Annotated in this window: 13 protein-coding genes; 6 read left to right on the forward strand and 7 right to left on the reverse strand. The window is 69.0% G+C overall.

Going from position 1 to position 15866, the window contains the following annotated elements; all coding sequences use genetic code 11:
- The first annotated feature begins 24 nt into the window (after positions 1-24).
- Positions 25-711, forward strand: a complete 687-nt coding sequence (locus ACLJRL_RS27995) for a choice-of-anchor P family protein (RefSeq protein WP_410659276.1) — start codon at positions 25-27, stop codon at positions 709-711.
- Between the two features lie 56 nt (positions 712-767).
- Here ACLJRL_RS27995 and ACLJRL_RS28000 read toward each other — a convergent pair whose 3' ends face one another.
- The 3 genes from ACLJRL_RS28000 to ACLJRL_RS28010 form a co-directional block, all read right to left on the reverse strand.
- Positions 768-2753 (reverse strand): hypothetical protein, encoded by a 1986-nt coding sequence (locus ACLJRL_RS28000; protein ID WP_410659277.1) that lies wholly within the window; start codon positions 2751-2753, stop codon positions 768-770.
- A 40-nt stretch (positions 2754-2793) separates the two neighbouring features.
- Entirely contained in the window at positions 2794-4035 is a 1242-nt protein-coding gene (locus ACLJRL_RS28005; RefSeq protein WP_410659278.1) for an acetyl-CoA carboxylase biotin carboxylase subunit family protein, read from the reverse strand.
- Positions 4036-4125: 90 nt separating this feature from the next.
- On the reverse strand, positions 4126-5226 hold the full coding sequence (locus ACLJRL_RS28010) for a response regulator transcription factor (RefSeq protein WP_410659279.1): 1101 nt from the start codon (positions 5224-5226) through the stop codon (positions 4126-4128).
- Positions 5227-5373: 147 nt separating this feature from the next.
- Here ACLJRL_RS28010 and ACLJRL_RS28015 point away from each other — a divergent pair, with 147 nt between their 5' ends.
- The gene (locus tag ACLJRL_RS28015) at positions 5374-6801 is read left to right on the forward strand and encodes an FAD/NAD(P)-binding protein (protein ID WP_410659280.1); all 1428 of its coding nucleotides are present in this window, start codon (positions 5374-5376) and stop codon (positions 6799-6801) included.
- Positions 6802-6875: 74 nt separating this feature from the next.
- On the opposite strand, the gene ACLJRL_RS28020 is transcribed toward ACLJRL_RS28015, so the two are convergent.
- On the reverse strand, positions 6876-7691 hold the full coding sequence (locus ACLJRL_RS28020; RefSeq protein ID WP_410659281.1) for a serine hydrolase: 816 nt from the start codon (positions 7689-7691) through the stop codon (positions 6876-6878).
- 494 nt (positions 7692-8185) lie between these two features.
- Between ACLJRL_RS28020 and ACLJRL_RS28025 the strand changes: the two genes are divergently transcribed.
- Positions 8186-8929 carry a hypothetical protein gene (locus ACLJRL_RS28025; RefSeq protein ID WP_410659282.1) on the forward strand — a complete coding sequence of 248 codons (744 nt, stop codon included), beginning with the start codon at positions 8186-8188 and terminating at the stop codon, positions 8927-8929.
- A 78-nt stretch (positions 8930-9007) separates the two neighbouring features.
- Complete coding sequence (locus ACLJRL_RS28030; protein WP_410659283.1) at positions 9008-10177, forward strand: transcription termination factor Rho, short form; 1170 nt, start codon at positions 9008-9010, stop codon at positions 10175-10177.
- Positions 10178-10606: 429 nt separating this feature from the next.
- Here the strand turns inward: ACLJRL_RS28030 and ACLJRL_RS28035 are convergent, their stop codons facing one another.
- A complete protein-coding gene (locus tag ACLJRL_RS28035) occupies positions 10607-11593 on the reverse strand; it encodes a GlxA family transcriptional regulator (RefSeq protein ID WP_410659284.1) in 987 nt (328 codons plus the stop codon).
- 73 nt (positions 11594-11666) lie between these two features.
- Between ACLJRL_RS28035 and ACLJRL_RS28040 the strand changes: the two genes are divergently transcribed.
- Positions 11667-12482, forward strand: a complete 816-nt coding sequence (locus ACLJRL_RS28040) for a dienelactone hydrolase family protein (protein ID WP_410659285.1) — start codon at positions 11667-11669, stop codon at positions 12480-12482.
- A 12-nt stretch (positions 12483-12494) separates the two neighbouring features.
- Here the strand turns inward: ACLJRL_RS28040 and ACLJRL_RS28045 are convergent, their stop codons facing one another.
- Positions 12495-12956, reverse strand: coding sequence for a winged helix-turn-helix transcriptional regulator (locus ACLJRL_RS28045; RefSeq protein ID WP_410659286.1), 462 nt, complete (start codon positions 12954-12956; stop codon positions 12495-12497).
- 87 nt (positions 12957-13043) lie between these two features.
- On the opposite strand from ACLJRL_RS28045, the gene ACLJRL_RS28050 reads away from it, so the two are divergent.
- Positions 13044-14276 (forward strand): MFS transporter, encoded by a 1233-nt coding sequence (locus ACLJRL_RS28050; RefSeq protein WP_410659287.1) that lies wholly within the window; start codon positions 13044-13046, stop codon positions 14274-14276.
- Here the strand turns inward: ACLJRL_RS28050 and ACLJRL_RS28055 are convergent.
- Complete coding sequence (locus tag ACLJRL_RS28055; RefSeq protein ID WP_410659288.1) at positions 14193-15764, reverse strand: adenylate/guanylate cyclase domain-containing protein; 1572 nt, start codon at positions 15762-15764, stop codon at positions 14193-14195. The two genes, ACLJRL_RS28050 and ACLJRL_RS28055, sit on opposite strands and share 84 nt — an antisense overlap.
- Positions 15765-15866: the final 102 nt, after the last annotated feature.

A 15866-nucleotide genomic window follows, 5' to 3' on the forward strand; every position in this document is an offset into this window, starting at 1 on the left:
TACCCACCCACGGAGGTAATTTCCTTGTCCCCACGTACAACGAGCGTGCTCGCCTGCACGGCGGCCGCCTGCCTGGTCTTCGCCGCCACTCCCGCGGCGGCCGCCCAGGCCGAGTCCGCGTACGCCATCGCCGCGTCCGGTCTGGTCAAGATCCCCCGCACACCTTCGGTTTCCGGACCCGGCAAGGAATCACTCGCCTCGGTGGCGCTGCCGACCTCCGGCCCGTCGCTGGTCAGCGCGAAAGCCCTGAACGCCGAAGTGAAACCGGGGCACGCCAAGTCCAGTGTCGCGGGCCTCTCGCTGAAACTCGGCGTACTGCCCGCCGCGGCCGCTCTGCCCGGCCTGAGCGCCGAGGTGATCAAGTCCGAATGCCGCGACGGCAAGGGTTCGGTGTCGATCGCGAACCTGAAGGTCGGGGGCAAGACGGTCGAGCTCGACCAGGTCCCGCCCAACACCACCGTCCCGCTGGCCCCCCTGCTCGAACTGGTGGTGAACAAGCAGACCAAGAACGCCGACGGCACGCTCACCGTGACCGCGGTGTCGGCCACCCTGCTCGGCCGGACACAGACCCTGGACATCGCGTCGGCCACCTGCGCCAAATCACCGGGCGACACTCCGGAACCGCCGGCCAAGCCCGGCGACAAGCCCCGGCCCGGTGGAAAGGCCCCCAAGCCCACCCCGGTTTCCGCGCATCTCGACGTCACCGGCTGACGTTCTGACGCACGCCGAAGTCTAAGCCCGCCAACGGGTTCAGCCCGTTGGCGGGCTTATCGGTTCGCTCCCCAGCTGCGTTCGATGTAGCCGGTGATCCTCGCGATGTCGTCGGGAAGCACCTTCTCCGGCTCCCCGTGTTCGAGCGGGTCGGTGTGGAAGATGTAGAGCCGCGACGCGAACTGGTCGAACGGCAGCGAAGCCTCGCCGAACCGCTCGCCGTTGCCCGCGGTCGAGACCACGACGCCGTCGCCCCAGTCCTGCCCGCTGTCGTTGTTGGGGTTGTAGAAGTACACCCGCATGACCCCCTGCGGGTCGGCGGTCACCCGCAGGATGGTGATCGCGTGCCAGCCGACGTAGCGGGCCGCGCTGTCGGTGACGGCGACCCCGGCGGGCTGCGGGTGGATCAGCGGCTGCCCACCGTTGTAGCCCGGGTGGTAGCTCGCATGGAACTGCCGCAGGAAGGTGTCGAGCTCGATCAGGTTCCCCGTCTCGACGTCGACGTTGATCCGGAACCCGCGCGCGGACCACCAGCCGTGGAACTCGGGGTTGACCCAGCGGTGCGGATCGCCGGGCCTGCCGATGCAGCGGCGCCCCATTTCGGCGTAGATCCGGTCCAGGTGCGGCACCACGAGCAACGAGACCGGGTCCAGGTCCGCCGGCGGGGTGCTCGCGAGTCCATCGCCACTGTCGAGCGAGGAGATCCGCTGGCCTTCGAAGTGCATGACGATCTCGTCGTCCCGTGCCGCCCAGACCACGATCTGCAGCAGGTAGTCCGGATCGTTGTAGGCCCACATCGACAGCGCGCGGGCCGACTGGCAGGTCGGGTTGTCGCCCTGCCCGACGCCCAGTGGCTGGCCCAGCATCGACAGCACGCCCGCGATCAGCCGTGCCTCGGGCCCCGGCTCGTCGCCGAACACCGTCGTCAGCCGCTCACGCGCGTGCTCGGACAGCTCCAGTCCCAGCTGACGCCACAGCGCGGGCACCACCGCCGGCGTGTGGAGGATGCCGCGGTCGAGGAGCAGCGCCAGCCCGTAGACGCACTGGGCGGTCTGCGTGTGCACCGCCACCTCGACCAGCCGGTGGATCAGGTCGCGGTGGCGCAGCAGGCAGTTGCGGCCGGTGTCGGACAGGCCGAGCGCCTCCCCGAGCAGGTAGTCGCTCTTGTGCCGCAGGAACCGCAGCAACTCGGCGTGGTACGGCGAGACGAGCCCGGTGTCGTGCATCGCCCTCGCGAACCCGGAGGCCTCGTACTGCAGGCCGCCGTCGTCCATCGCCTCCAGCCGGGACCGGAAGACGTCGGTGCCCGGATCCTCCCGGCAGGCCTCCGTGGTGCCGAACAGGGCGCTGATCAGCCGGTCGATGCCCTGCCCGGAGGCGTTGCGGAGATCGACCTCCGGATCTCCGCGGTAGACCGAGATCCGGGTGATCAGCGACTGCACCTGGTCGACCTGGATCGGGCGCTGGCGCAGGATCCGCCAGATCTCCTCGACCAGCTTGTCCAGCACGCTGTCGTAGCCGATCTCGTCGGCGACGTGCCGGAACAAGTCCCTGATCAGCTGAGCGGTCCGGCCCTGCCGAGTCCGCTCCGCCTCGGTCGGCGGGGTGAACAGCAGTTCCAGGTTCATCGCGAGCACCTGGGACAGGAACTCGCGGGCGTCCTCGGCGGAGAGCGCCGGGTGCGCGTAGTCCCCGCAGGCCACGGCGAGCGTGCGCAGTCCGCTGCACGCCTCCATCACCACGGTGTCCGCGTCCCCGGCGTGCAGGCCAGGTCCGACCAGCGCCGGGATCAGGATCTCCGGGGTGTCCCAGTCCGTCCCCAGGAACAGGCCGGCCTCCTCCAGCGCCTGCGCCCTGGCCTGGACCGCAGCGGCGCCGCCCGGCTGCACCAGCACCCGCCGCAGCGCCTCCAGCATCCGCCTCAGCTTGCTGTGCTTGCCGAAGTCGCGGGTCTCGGCCATCACTCTGATGGCGTCGTCGAGCGAAGCCACGCGTTTGCCCAGCGTGGTGGCCGCGTCATGCACATCGACGGTCGGTTTCAAAGGCTTCCCTCGGGTCGGTCTCCTGCGTCCGCGGCTGCCCTCAGACGTAGAAGTCGAACTCTTCCTGTTGCTTCAGCAGGTCGCGCATCTGATAGGAATCCTCGCCGAAGAAGTACAGCAGGCCCCAGTGGGTACCGAACGCGGTCCTCTTGGTCACCGTCTCCTCCAACGGTGCCGACAGGTCGTGTGACTCGTAGTAGTCGTGATCCTCGGTTTCCGGCGGGATCCGCAGCTCGCTGACCACCCTGCGGCGCGGATAGACCCCGAAGCAGCCCGCGACTCCGGTTGCGTCGTCGACCTCCTTCGGGAAGAAGGCGTCGATCTCCTCCTCGGTCGTCTTCGGGTCGAAGGCCAGCGCCAATCCCTGGTAGGCGTTGAACCCGTAGGCCCGCTCGAGAAGCTCGAACACCTTGAAGCCCGGCGGCCGGTAAGCGACCTCGCCGAAGTACATCTCACCGTCGTTGGTGACGAAGTACTCCGGGTGCACGAAGCCGAACTCGATGTCGAAGGTCTTGATCAGCTTCTCGATCTGCGCGGTGATCTGCGGCCGGTACCGCTCCAGCTCCGGGGTGGCCGGCACGAACACCGAGTAACCCAGGGTGACGTACTCGGAGATGTTCAGGAACTTGATCTTCCCCTTGTGGATCCACGCCTCGACGGCGAACTCCCAGCCGTCGAGATGCGACTCCATCAGCACCGGGAACTCGTCCTCGGGGATCGCGTCGACGTCGTCGGGGGTACGGACGATGCGATGCCCGAGGCAGCCCGCCTTGTCGAAGGCCTTGAGGTGGATCGGGTCGTTCGGATCGCCGTCGAGCTTGAGGAGCGTCTGGTTGACCCTCTTGAGAAAGCGGATCACGTCGTCCCGGTCGTGGGCCTCCTCGAAGATCCCGACCCGGATGCCACCGAGCTGCGCCCGGCGCTTCATCAACGATTTGTCCCGCAGCAGCATGGCCTGGCCGAACAGGCGCGGGTTGTCCAGCAGGACAGAGTTGATCGCCCCGGCCCACTCCACGGTTTCCTCGAACAGCGGGATCGCGACGTCGACGCCTTCGCGCTGGAGCGTCTCGGCGATCTCCAGCGACCGGTCGTTGAGCCGCTCGAAATTCCATGGCAGATAAGGAATATCGTGTTCCACGCAGTACTTCTCGGCCCACTCCGGCGCCACGACGATGTACCGCCGATCGAACCGGTCGAGTGCCTCTACGGCGTTCAGGCTCCACCCTAAAAGAGCTACGTACCCTTTGTCTGGATTCTTCCTGGCCGGTTCGGGTCGCGTCATGTAACCGTTCCTCTGTGTCGGCGTCGTCAGCTCCTCAAAAGCGTGGCGGACCAACCGTACCCACGAGTGACACCACCCGCTGAACAGAATCTATGAGTCCACTGTGGACGACCGTGGCCGGGGCTGTTCGGCGAAGAGCCGCGCGACGAGCCCGCCACGGCTGGAGACCGCGGTCTTGCCGAAGAGGGCCTTGAGGTGATCTCGGACGGTGTGGGGCGAAAGGAACAGTGCCGAGGCGATCTCGGCGGTGGGCAGGCCGCGGGCCACGAGACGGGCGACTTCGAGCTCCCGGGGGGTCAGCCCATATGCCTCGGCGACGAGGACCGTGAGGTCGGCGGCGGCCGCGGGTTCGATGACCAGCGCCACCGGTCCCGGTTTCCCGCCGGGCCCGGTGAGGCAGGAGGCGTGGCAGGTCAGCCACACGCCGTCCACGGTGCGGATCCGGACCCGGGCGCTGCCTCGATCCCGGCCCAGCGCGATCGCCCGTGCCTGCAGTGCCGCGCCCGCCACCCAGATCGGCAGGCTCAGGCCCAGCGCCGAGGGAACGGACGGGCCGTCGGGCAGCCGGGCGAGGTACCGCCGCGCCTCGTCGTTGATCGAGGTCGCCTCGCCATCCTGGTCGAGGAGTATCAGCCCTGGTGCGGAAGAGCCGTCTCCACCGTCCGATTCGGACGGACGAGCGAACCGGCGCAGCCGTCCGGCGAGGGGTTCGGACAGCCCGGCGAGCAAGGTGACCTCGTCCGGCGCGAACTCGGCGCCACCCCGCATGCGGAACAGGCTGACCAGCCCCCACGGCCGGTCGCCGACGCGCAGCACCGCACGGAGTTCGTCGTCCACGCCTTGGGCGCCGAGCAGACGACGGAACCGCGCACTGCGCGCGGGCACGCCATCGGTGGCCGCCCGCAGCGCCGCCGCGGGGACGACCGCGCGGGTCAGATCGCGGAACGGGAGGACGTTCTCCTCCAGGTACTCGCTCTCCCAATAGGCCCCGCATCCCTCACCGGTGCCGAGGTTCTCCACCAGCATGGGCGCGGTGACCAAGCCGGTTTCGGGGTCGGTCGCCGTCCACACGGCCGCGTCGAACGGCACGAGCCGCCGCAGCCTGGCCGAGGCACGGGTGAACAGGTCCAGCGCGCCACCGGCGCGCTCAGCCGCCGCTACGACGTCGGCATGACGGCGTGGGTCGCTCACGAGGACGTCCTCCCGCTGATCGGTACTTCGGTGACCATGTCCGATCTCCGGCCGCGAGACCATCCCTCGTTCGCGGGGGTCGGTCCCGGTCTTTCGACCGCACTTGAGGGATGGAGCACGGCACCCGCCACGGCGAGGCTCGAAGACATGGACATCGCAATCGTCGGGGCCGGCGCGGCCACGGTCGCCCTGCTCGACACACTGGCGACCACTGCCGCCGGACCCACCGCCATCACCGTTTTCGAGCCGTCCCCGCAGCTGTGGCGCGGCCGCCCGTACGGGCCGGACCTGGACACCGTGCTCGTCAACTCCCCACCCGCCCTCATGTCGATCCGCCACGCGGACTTCGGGCACTACTCCGCCTGGCTGGGCGGGCGTGGCGCCGCCCACCTGGATCAACTCCTGGGGCAGCCACTTGTTCCCCGCGCGCTCTACGGCGGCTACCTGGAACACACCGCCGAGGCGGCGCTGGCCACGCTGCGCGAACGCGGGGTGGCGGTCCGCGTGGTCGCGCGGCGCGTCACCGCGATCGCCCGCTCCGGCGAACGGCTCACCCTGCGCACCGACGACGGACAAGGGCACGAAGCCGACCGGGTAACGCTCTGCGTGGGCGGAGGACCTCCGCAGGACCACTATGGACTCGGCCGGGCCGCCGGATTCGTCGCCGATCCGTACCCGCTGGCGCGCACTCTCGACCGGATCCCGGCCCGGAGTTCGGTCGCGGTCATCGGCAGTGGCCTGACGGCGGTCGACGTCGTCGTCTCGCTCGCGGCGCACGGTCACACAGGGCCGATCACGCTGGTTTCGCGCACCGGTCTGCTGCCGCACGTCTGGCAGCGCCCGCTCGACCGGCGCCCACGGCAGGTCACGGCGGACCGGGTGGCCGCGCTGCATCGCGAAAACGGCACGGTCACCCTCGACGATCTGGTCCGCCTGCTGCGTTCCGAACTCGCGGAAGCCGGGGAAGACTTCGACGACCTCGTGACCGACCTGCTCGCCGCCGAGTCCGAACCGCCCATCGAGCGCCTGCGACGCCAACTGGCCACTGTGGACGATCCCGCGCTGGGACGCCGTGTCCTGCAAGAGACGGCGCACACCGTCGGCCCCTTGGTCTGGCGGCTGCTGCCGGAAACCGACCGCGTCCGGCTGTGGCGGCGATCCCGCCTGGCGAGCAGTCTCGTCTCGCCCATGGTGCCGGTGAACGCGGCCATCCTGCTGCGGCTGCTGGACGGCGGGCAACTCGGCGTGACCGCCGGCATCCGAGAAATCCGAGCCGCACAAGGAAGTTTCCGGCTGCACAGCGATGCGGGCACTTCGAGTGCGGACGTCGTCGTCAACGCCGTGAACCCGGCTCCGCACGCCGTACCGCGTGCGGCGGAACCCCTGGTCGCGTCGCTGCTCGCGGGCGGTCTGGCCACGCCGCATCCCGCGGGCGGCCTCGTCCCGGCCGATCCACGCCTCGCCGTCGTCGGGGACTTCGCCGGCGGTGGACCGTTCATCACCTCCGGCATCCCGGGGGTCGCCGCCCAAGCCGCCCGGGCCGCTCGAACGGCGTTCACGGTGCCTGTCGCCTGACCGCATCGACACCGGGCAGCGGCGCGGTGTCGGACCCGGCAGGCTGGGAGCCTGCCGGGTCCGACGTGGCACGATCAGTCCCCGAAATAGCCCTTGAACAGGATTTCACTGATCTTGGTGGTGGTCTCCTGACCGGTTTCGAACCCGTTCTGGATGACCTTGGTGTTGTTCATCAGAGCGAGGGTGTACCGCTCATGCGGCCCCACGAAGCCGACCGAGTTCATGATCCAGGAGCCGTCGTCGTTGTCGTCGGACCACCCGTCCTTGTTCCCCGGCCGCGCGGCGGCGCCGGCGCCCCAGACCCCCCACTGCTGATTGACATCGACGGTGCGCATCTCCTTGACGATGTAGTCGCGGTGCTGCCAGGGCAGCCGCGTCAGGACGTAGTTGACCAACCGGTCGAGGTCGTTCGCGGTGGTCAGGATCCAGCCCCAATGGTGCGGGTGCTGATCGGTGAACCGCATGTCGGTCATCCCGTAGGACGGGAACCGCTTCGCGAACTCGGCCTCCCCGCCGTACCGGGTCCACAGGGTGTGGGCGGCGGCGTCATCGCTGGAATTGAGCATCCGGTGGATCAGGTCCCGGTCTTCAGCGGTCAGCTGAACAGCTCCGGAATCGTTGCGCAGCAACAGGTCGACGACCATGGCCAGCTTCGGCGTGGAGCAGGCCCAAATAAGGGTCCCGGCGGCCGTGCTCCGGTAGACGGCACCGGTCCACCGGTCCCGCAGGACGATCCCGGTCTCCCCCGGCCTGCTGTCGGCGTAGGCCTGGGCGCGCCCGATGCGCGCCTGCAGCTCCCGGTCGAATCGAGTAGCCGCCCCGGCGGGCGCGGCGGTCGTCAACGCGAGCACGGACAGCATCGCCACCAAGATGACGGAAAGTCTCTTCATATGTTCCCCAAGTGTCGGTAAAAGTCCTTCCGGAGCTTCAAGGCGTCCACAAGTACCAGAGGTTGTCACAACTTGGCCCGCAGTGATTTTGATCACTTCGGCGAGCAGTCATGCGGGTGCGGACCACGACGTCCGGGCTCCTCGACACTGATCTGTTTTCACTGGTCAGAGAGGACTTTCGACTCTCGAAGCGGGTTTGCGGCGTGCGGCATGCTGGAGTAAACCGCTCGAACCTTGAGGTGAGCGTCATGTATGACGAGCCCGCCACGTGTACCTCTGCTCGCGCCAGGAGCGGTCGCCAGGCGGTGGCTCGTGGCCGTCTCGGGCTCGACGACGTACGGAGGGTCGAGGCCAAGACGAGGAGGTTCCGCGCGCTGGATTACCGCCACGGAGGCGGCGGGTGCTCGAATGTCGTGGCGGCTCAGCAGATGTGGGCATCGCGCCTGCTGAGCGGAGACTGCGGCGATTCAGTGAGGCGCCGGCTGTGTGCCGCGGTGGCGGATCTGACGAACCTGGTGGGGTGGACGGCTTTCGACTCCGGCCGCGGCGATCTCGCGCACGCCGCGTTCGATCGGGCGCTGGACTTGGCCGGCGCCGCCGACGACGTCGTGCTGGTCTCGAACATCTGCTATCGCAAGGGGCGGGTGTTCCTGCACCACGGCCGTTCTCGGCAGGCACTCGGCACTTTTCGTCGCGGCGAGCACGCGGCGGCGTCCGGCGGCTCTTCGTTGATGCTCAGTGTGCTGCGCGCCAACATGGCCTGGGCGTACGCACAGCTCGGTGACGGCCGGCAGGCGAACACCTGGCTGGACCGGGCGCGTGCGGCGTTCGATGAGGCCGATCTGACCGATGTTCCGCCGTATGTGGCGTTCTTCGGCGAGACGGACCTCGTGGCGATGGCCGGGACGGTGCACAACGAACTCGCCACCACCGCGGATCCCGGCTACGCCGACGCGGCGATCACCGAATTGACCGAAGTGGTCGACTCCTACTCGGGCGCCATGGCGCGCAGTAAGGCATTCTGCCTGACGATGCTGGCCACGAGCCACCTCATCAACGGCGACGCCGACCACGCGATGGAGGTGGCCGGTGCCGCGCTGGCCGGTGCGGCGAGCCTCAACTCCACCCGCCTGACAGACCGGCTGCGTCCACTATGGACCCAAGCGGACCAGCGCCGGACCAACACCGACGCGGGTGACCTCGCCGACAGGATCGCGGATCTCCACGCGGCGGCGTAACTCGCGATGGCCGTGCCGGGCTCCCAGGGTTGCGCGGTGAGCGCCGACTGGGCTACCGTGGTGATGTTCCTCTAGCGGATGCAGGCAACGCCTCCCGCGAGAGCTTCTCTTAGATTCCCTTCTCCATACGAAGGTTTCTTCCGGCGTTTCTTCGCCCTTCTCCTTACCCAGAAAGAACTTCCCATGACCATCAACGGAATACTCGATATCGTGCGCGACCGCGCACACGTCCGGGCGGACGGCTACCTGCCCGGACCCGACGACGTGCCCATCCCACAGAAAGTGGTCCGCGACCTCGGCCTCCGCCGCGGCGACCTGGTCTGCCTCGGCGACAACGGCGAAGTGACCGCGGTCAACGGCCGTGATCCTCGCCCGGTGCGGCACCGTCCCGCCTTCGCCGACCTGATTCCGCTCTACCCCAACGAAAGACTGCGGCTGGAAACCGAGTCGCACGCACTCACCACCCGGGTGATCGACCTGGTGATGCCGGTCGGCAAGGGGCAGCGCGCACTCATCGTGGCGCCGCCGAAGGCCGGGAAAACCTCGGTGCTGCAAGCGATCGCGCACGGCATCAGCAAGAACCACCCGGAGTGTCACCTGATGCTGGTGCTGGTCGGTGAGCGCCCGGAGGAGGTCACCGACCTGTCCCGCGCGGTGCCCGGCGAGGTGATCGCCGCCACCTTCGACCACCCGCCCGCCGAACACACCGCACTCGCCGAACTCGCCATCGAACGGGCGAAGCGCCTGGTCGAGCAGGGCCGAGACGTGGTGGTACTACTGGATTCCCTGACCCGGCTCGGCCGGGCCTACAACCTGGCCGCGCCGGCGTCCGGCCGCATCCTTTCCGGCGGCGTGGATTCCGCCGCGCTCGCTCCACCGAAGCGGTTCCTCGGTGCCGCGCGCAATATCGAGAACGGCGGCTCCCTGACCATTTTCGCCACCGCGCTGATCGAGACCGGCTCCACCGGGGACGCGGTGATCTTCGAGGAGTTCAAGGGCACCGGCAATGCCGAACTGCGACTGGACCGCCGCCTGGCGAACAAACGCGTATGGCCGGCCGTCGACATCGCGCAATCCGGCACCCGCCGAGAAGATCTCCTGGTGTCCGCCGGCGAAACAGCCGCCACCAGCACTCTGCGCCGCGCCCTGGACGGTCGGGACAACGCCGTCGAAACCCTGCTCGACAGCCTCCGGAAAACCGAGACCAACCACGACTTCCTGACCCACCTGACCCGCCCCCACCCCTGATGCGCCGAGCGACGCGAACATCATCCCGTTTGAGCGCCGGCCTCGACGAAGTTCCACCCGGCGCCACAAGTCGCGATCGAGCGAGTGGGATCACCCTGCACCCGCCAAGCGCCATAGAAGTTGGAATAGTCGAAGCTGCCAGAGGGAGTCAGGTACCGGCAGCGAGCTACTGCCCGGAACTTCGTACCTGAAGCAGACGTATAACAGTAGGCAGTCGTCCCGTTGCCGTACTGCGAGGCAGAGCAGTAGGGAGGAGGAGCCGCGGATGCGGGTGACGCCACAGCAAGAGACAACCCAACGGTTGTCAACGTCGTGGCGAGCATGATCTTTGCGGTCCGAGATTTCATGAAAGTCCCCTATATCTCGAGATTTGCCCCAGTGCTCGAATGAGCTTTTCGATTCCCCCTGGGGCAGTGTGACACATAATTCCTACTTGTCACAACCTCCCGGGTGGCCGATACCGCGACGGAACGCGGCGCGGTAGTCCCGTGGGCGTCGTCCCGTGTGTTTGGCGAAGAGGGCGGCGAAGGTCCCGGGGTCCCGGTAGCCGACCGCGGTGCAGATGCCGGCGACTGTGCGGTCCGTCGTTTCGAGAAGGTGGCGGGCGCGCCGGACGCGTGACGAGTGCAGGTATTCGAGCGGGCTCTGGCCGGTCTCCTCCGCGAAGCGCCGCAGCAACGTCCGCGAGCTGACATTGAAGGTGTCGGCCAAGGCGCCGAGATCGTAGCGAGCGGCCAGGTTCTGGTCGAGCCGTCGCCTGACCCGGTGGGAGAAATCGTTGCCAGGCTGCGGAAGGAGCCGCGCGTCGACGTAGGGAGCCTGGGACGACCGTGCGTCGTCGACCAGCGCCACCCGGGCTGTCGTCCGGGCCACGTCGGCGCCGCTGTGTTCGCGGATCAGTTCGAGCGCGAAGTCGTACATCGCACTGAAGGCCGCCGTCGTCGTGACTCCCTTGTCCGTGACGACGAGGTGTTCGGGCCGGACGTCGGCGTCGGGGCAGCGTTGAGCCAGTTTGTCCGCGAAGAGCCATGACGTGGTGGCGCGGCGATGGTCGAGGAGCCCTGCCTCGGCGAGCAGGAACGCGCCGACACAGATCGAGACGACGACGTCGCCCGCGGCCGCGTGGGACCGGATCGCCGTGATTTCCTTGGACAGGCCTGAGATCTTCGCGTCGATGTCGAGGCCGGTGACGAGCTCGAATCCCGGCACGACAAGGACGTCGACGTCACACAGCGGGGAAACGGCCAATGCCACCCCACCCGACGCGACGACTCGGCGGCGAGGCGAGACGACGGACACCTCGTATCCGGCGCGGTCCGGGCCCGCGATGTGCGTCGCCATGGTGAGGAGATCGGGGACACCGAACACTGCGGACGCGAAGCAGCCCGGATAAGCCAGAACGCCCACTCGCAGCATGTGGCGAGATTACCCCCATAACTGGCGATCTGGCCGCTCGCTATCGGCCGGCACGATGATCCAGGCTGTCGGTATGCACGGACCTCTCGACGATGCGATCACCGACTTCTCCCGCCGCCCTCTGGAGGTGGACGGCGTGACGAAGACGGTGCATGTCGCGGGTTCCGGGCCCGCCGTGGTGCTGATGCCCGAGATGCCCGGCATCAGCCCCGACGTCCTTCGGCTCGCGCGGTGGGTGCGGGACGCGGGGTTCACCGTCTACGTCCCCTCGCTCTTCGGGGCCGACGGGATCTATCCCACGGCCGAGGATGGCGAGAAGGTGGCCCGCCGCGCGTGCGTGAGTGCCGAGTTCCGGGCGTTCGCCGGGGGCGGCACCAGCCCCGTCACGGCATGGCTGCGCGGGCTCGCACGGCTCGCGCACGCCGAATGCGGCGGTCCCGGGGTCGGCGCGATCGGCCTGTGCTTCACCGGCAACTTCGCCCTCACCATGGCACTCGAGCCTGCCGTGATCGCGCCCGTGGTCAATCACCCGTCCTTGCCACTGGACGACCCGGGCGGGCTCGAACTGAGCGACGAGGACGCCCTCGCGGTCCGGGATCGCGTCACGCGCGATGGACTGAAGGTCCTCGCCTACCGCTTTGAGGGCGACCGCTGGTGCACCGGCCAGCGCTTCGCTGCCTACCAGGCCCTCCTCGGCGACGCCTTCGACGGCCGCGTCCTGCCGGACAGTGCCGCGAACACCGACCCTCCCCCGTTCTTCCGCGACGTGGTCGGCACACCGCACAGCGTCGTCACCGCCCACCTCGTCGACTCCGAAGGGCATCCCACACTGCGGGCCAGGGACGAGATCCTCGCCTTTCTCACCGACCGGCTGGGCAACATCGCGTGACGCTTCGCCAGGTCATCCGAGTGGCTCCCGCTTTCGCACGGAGGTCGTATCACTCGTCACCGGCAATCCGTCCGCGGCCACGGGGACGACCCGCGGAACGACCTCGCCGTGTTCGTCGACCAGGACCGAATGCGGCTCATCCGGTTCGAAGGCGTGACTCTCACCCCATTGGCGAAGCGTGACGATCACCGGGAACACGTCCTTTCCCGCCGCGGTGAGCGCGTACACCCGGCGTTTGCCCGACGGCGCCTCGACCTGGGCGATGAGCCCGTGAGCGGCTAGCTTCCGGAGCCGGTCGGCGAGGATGTTGCGGGCGATTCCCGTGCGCTGCTGGAAATCGGTGAACGAGCGGGCTCCGTCCATCGCATCCCGGACGATCAGCAGGCTCCACCGATCCCCGAAGACGTCGACCGCCCGCGCGACCGGGCAGTCCGGGTCCGTCCACGCGAGGCTCGGCCTTACGTCGTTCGCCATCACTCCTCCATTGAGTTGTGTAATGAAACCATTCTGACCTACTCTCCGAAGAGTTGCAATTCGCAACCAACCGACGAGGGGGTACCGGTGGGACGGGGAACGAGACTGCTGCTGGCTGTGGTGTGCGGAGTGGCGGTGGCCGCCGTCTATGCCGGGCAACCGGTGCTGGCCGAGATGGGCCACGACCTCGACGTCCCCCGCGAGGCGGTCGGCTGGTTCGTGGCCGTCGGGCAGCTCGGCTACCTCGCCGGGCTGGTGCTGCTGGTGCCGTTGGGCGACATGCTCGACCGCAGACGTTTGATCGCCGCGCATCTGGGACTGGTGGCGGCCGGCCTCGCGGTCACCGCGGCCGCGCCGGTGGCCTGGGTGGCGTTCGGCGGCCTCGCCGTCGCGGGCGTGTTCGCGGTGGTGGTACAGACCGCGGTGGCCTACACGGCCTCGATCGCGCGGCCGGACAGGCGCGGACGCGATCTCGGCGTCGTCACCTCCGGCGTGGTGGCCGGGATCCTCGGCGCCCGGGTCATCACCGGAGGCCTGGCGGACCTCTGGGGCTGGCGCGGCGGCTACTTCGCCCTGGCGGCCCTCGCCGCCGCCCTCGGCGTGCTCAGCCTCATCGCGCTGCCGGCGGACGTCCGGTCCGGCACCGAGCGGTACGGACAGGTCATCCGGTCCCTGGGCTCGCTGTTCACCCAGCCGACGTTCCTCAGCCGCGGGCTGATCGCTTTCTTCCTCTTCGCCTCCTTCGGCACCCTCTGGAGCGGCATGGCGTTGCCCCTGGCCGGCGAGCCGTGGCACTTGAGCCCGGCGCAGATCGGACTGTTCGGCATCGCCGGGCTCGCCGGTGCCCTGGGCGCCGCCCGATCGGGTCGCTGGGGCGACGCCGGGCACGCCGGACGGGTCACCGGCCTCGCGCTCGTCCTCCTGCTCGGCTCCTGGCTCGCGATCGGACAGCTGAGCAGCTCGCTGCCTCTGCTGATCCTCGGCGTGATCGTGCTCGACTTCGCCGTCCAGGCCGTGCACGTCGGCAATCAGCACATTCTCACCACCACCTACGCCGACCGCACCAGCAGCACGATCGGCGGTTACATGGTCTTCTACTCCCTCGGCTCCGCGCTCGGAGCCACCGCGACCACCACCCTGTTCGACGCCGCGGGCTGGACGGGCTCCACCCTCCTCGGCGCGGCATTCGCACTCTGCGCGCTCGCCACCTGGGCGCTCGCGAACAGGAGCCGGGCTTCAGTCCTCAGTGGACTTCGGAACGGCGAGCGTGGTGGGCCGGTTTCGGCCCCGCAGTGTGATTTCCTCGGTCGCCGCCCATAACGCGGCCTCGTGGTCGGCCGCCGATTCGACCGACGCCCAGGACGCGAGCAGGTGGCCGTCGACGTTCTTCGCCAGTTCGGTGAGGCGGGCGGCCTCATTGACCGGGTCGCCGATGACGGTGTACTCGAAGCGGCGCGGGTCGCCGACGTTCCCTGCCACCACTTCCCCGGTGGCGACGCCGATTCCGGCGGGGCACTCCGGCACCTCGACGGCGAGACGCCGGGAGATCGCGCGGCCGGCGGCCAGCGCCGCGGCCGCGTGGTCCGCCAGTGGCGTCGGCGCACCGAAGATGGCCAATGCGGCGTCACCGACGAACTTGTTGACCAGGCCGTGGTTCCGGTCCACCTCGTCGACGACCACCGCGAAGAAACGGTTGAGCAGGCCGACGACCTCTTGGGGCGGCCGGCTCGCGGCGAGCGCGGTCGAGCCCACGAGATCGACGAACAGCACCGACACCGTCCGCACCGTGCCACCGAGTTCGCTGGGCGTGCGCATGGCCTCGACCGCGACCTCCTGCCCGACGTGCCTGCCGAACAGGTCCCGCAGGCGTTCCCGTTCGGCGAGACCGGCGGCCATCCCGTTGAACCCGGCCTGCAGCAGGCCGAGTTCGGTGCCGTCGTAGACCGGGATCTCCACGGCGAAGTCTCCGGTCTGCACCCGGCGGAGCGCCCCCTGGACCGACCGGATCGGGTTCACCACGGCGCGGGCGGTGAACACGGTCACCAGCAGGCCGAAGCACAGCACCACCAGGCCGAGCGCGATGACCGACGCGGCGAGCTTCGTGGTCGACACGTCGCCGCGCACCCACGCCAGGATCGCCGTGACCACGAGCCCGGCCACCGGCACCCCGGTGCCCAGGCACCAGAACAGCAGCATCCGCAGATTCACCCCGCCGCTCAGCGGCCGCGCGGGACTGGTGCCGGCGAGCGCCAGCGCCACGTACGGCCGCAGCGAGAATTCCCCGGCGAGATAGGCGATCGCGCAGACGACGACACCGGCGAAGGCGACGACGAGCACCTCGGTCAGCACGACTTTCGGCTGCACCAGCGCGGTCAGGACCCCGAAGACGGGAGTGGCGGCGCCCCACAGCACCGCCTGCACCAGGGTCAGGTGCAGGGGGACGCGCAGGCTCGCGGCCCGTTCGGCATCGGTCGGGTCGCGCCCTTCGGCCGCCCAGCGCAGCGTGCGCAACGCGCCTCGGGTCCCCCACAGCGCGCCCACGACGACGGCCGAGATCACGTACACCGGCACGGCGATCGCGGTGACCCGGACGAGGTCGGCGGACATGCCGGGGGCCGGCATGAGCAGGGCCGCCAGCCCGACCACGACGAGCGCACCGATGACGTTGGTGGCGATCAGCGTCCCGGTGAGCAGGCGCTGGACACGGCGGCGCAACACGGCCGTGTCCTGGTCGAGTGGCCCGAGCAGCCACGAGCCGAACGGGCTGGGGGCGCCTTCGCGGGCGGAGGGATCTTTGAGCTGGCGCACCGGTTCCTACCGTTCGACTCAACTGAGTGAACGACTGTACACCGAAACTCGTCCGGCCACGACACCGCGTCGACGCCGGGTATTCCGGTGTACCTCCCGGAT

Origin of the sequence: Amycolatopsis sp. lyj-112 (assembly GCF_046549055.1) — a bacterium.
Taxonomy (GTDB): Bacteria; Actinomycetota; Actinomycetes; order Mycobacteriales; family Pseudonocardiaceae; genus Amycolatopsis.

Excerpts from the sequence above, each read along its gene's own strand:
- ACLJRL_RS28040 (WP_410659285.1), top strand. The coding sequence starts at position 11,667 with ATGCACGGACCTCTCGACGATGCGATCACCGACTTCTCCCGCCGCCCT.
- ACLJRL_RS28005 (WP_410659278.1), bottom strand. The coding sequence starts at position 4,035 with ATGACGCGACCCGAACCGGCCAGGAAGAATCCAGACAAAGGGTACGTA.
- ACLJRL_RS28045 (WP_410659286.1), bottom strand. The coding sequence starts at position 12,956 with ATGGCGAACGACGTAAGGCCGAGCCTCGCGTGGACGGACCCGGACTGC.
- ACLJRL_RS28020 (WP_410659281.1), bottom strand. The coding sequence starts at position 7,691 with ATGAAGAGACTTTCCGTCATCTTGGTGGCGATGCTGTCCGTGCTCGCG.
- ACLJRL_RS28035 (WP_410659284.1), bottom strand. The coding sequence starts at position 11,593 with ATGCTGCGAGTGGGCGTTCTGGCTTATCCGGGCTGCTTCGCGTCCGCA.
- ACLJRL_RS28015 (WP_410659280.1), top strand. The coding sequence starts at position 5,374 with ATGGACATCGCAATCGTCGGGGCCGGCGCGGCCACGGTCGCCCTGCTC.
- ACLJRL_RS28030 (WP_410659283.1), top strand. The coding sequence starts at position 9,008 with ATGCAGGCAACGCCTCCCGCGAGAGCTTCTCTTAGATTCCCTTCTCCA.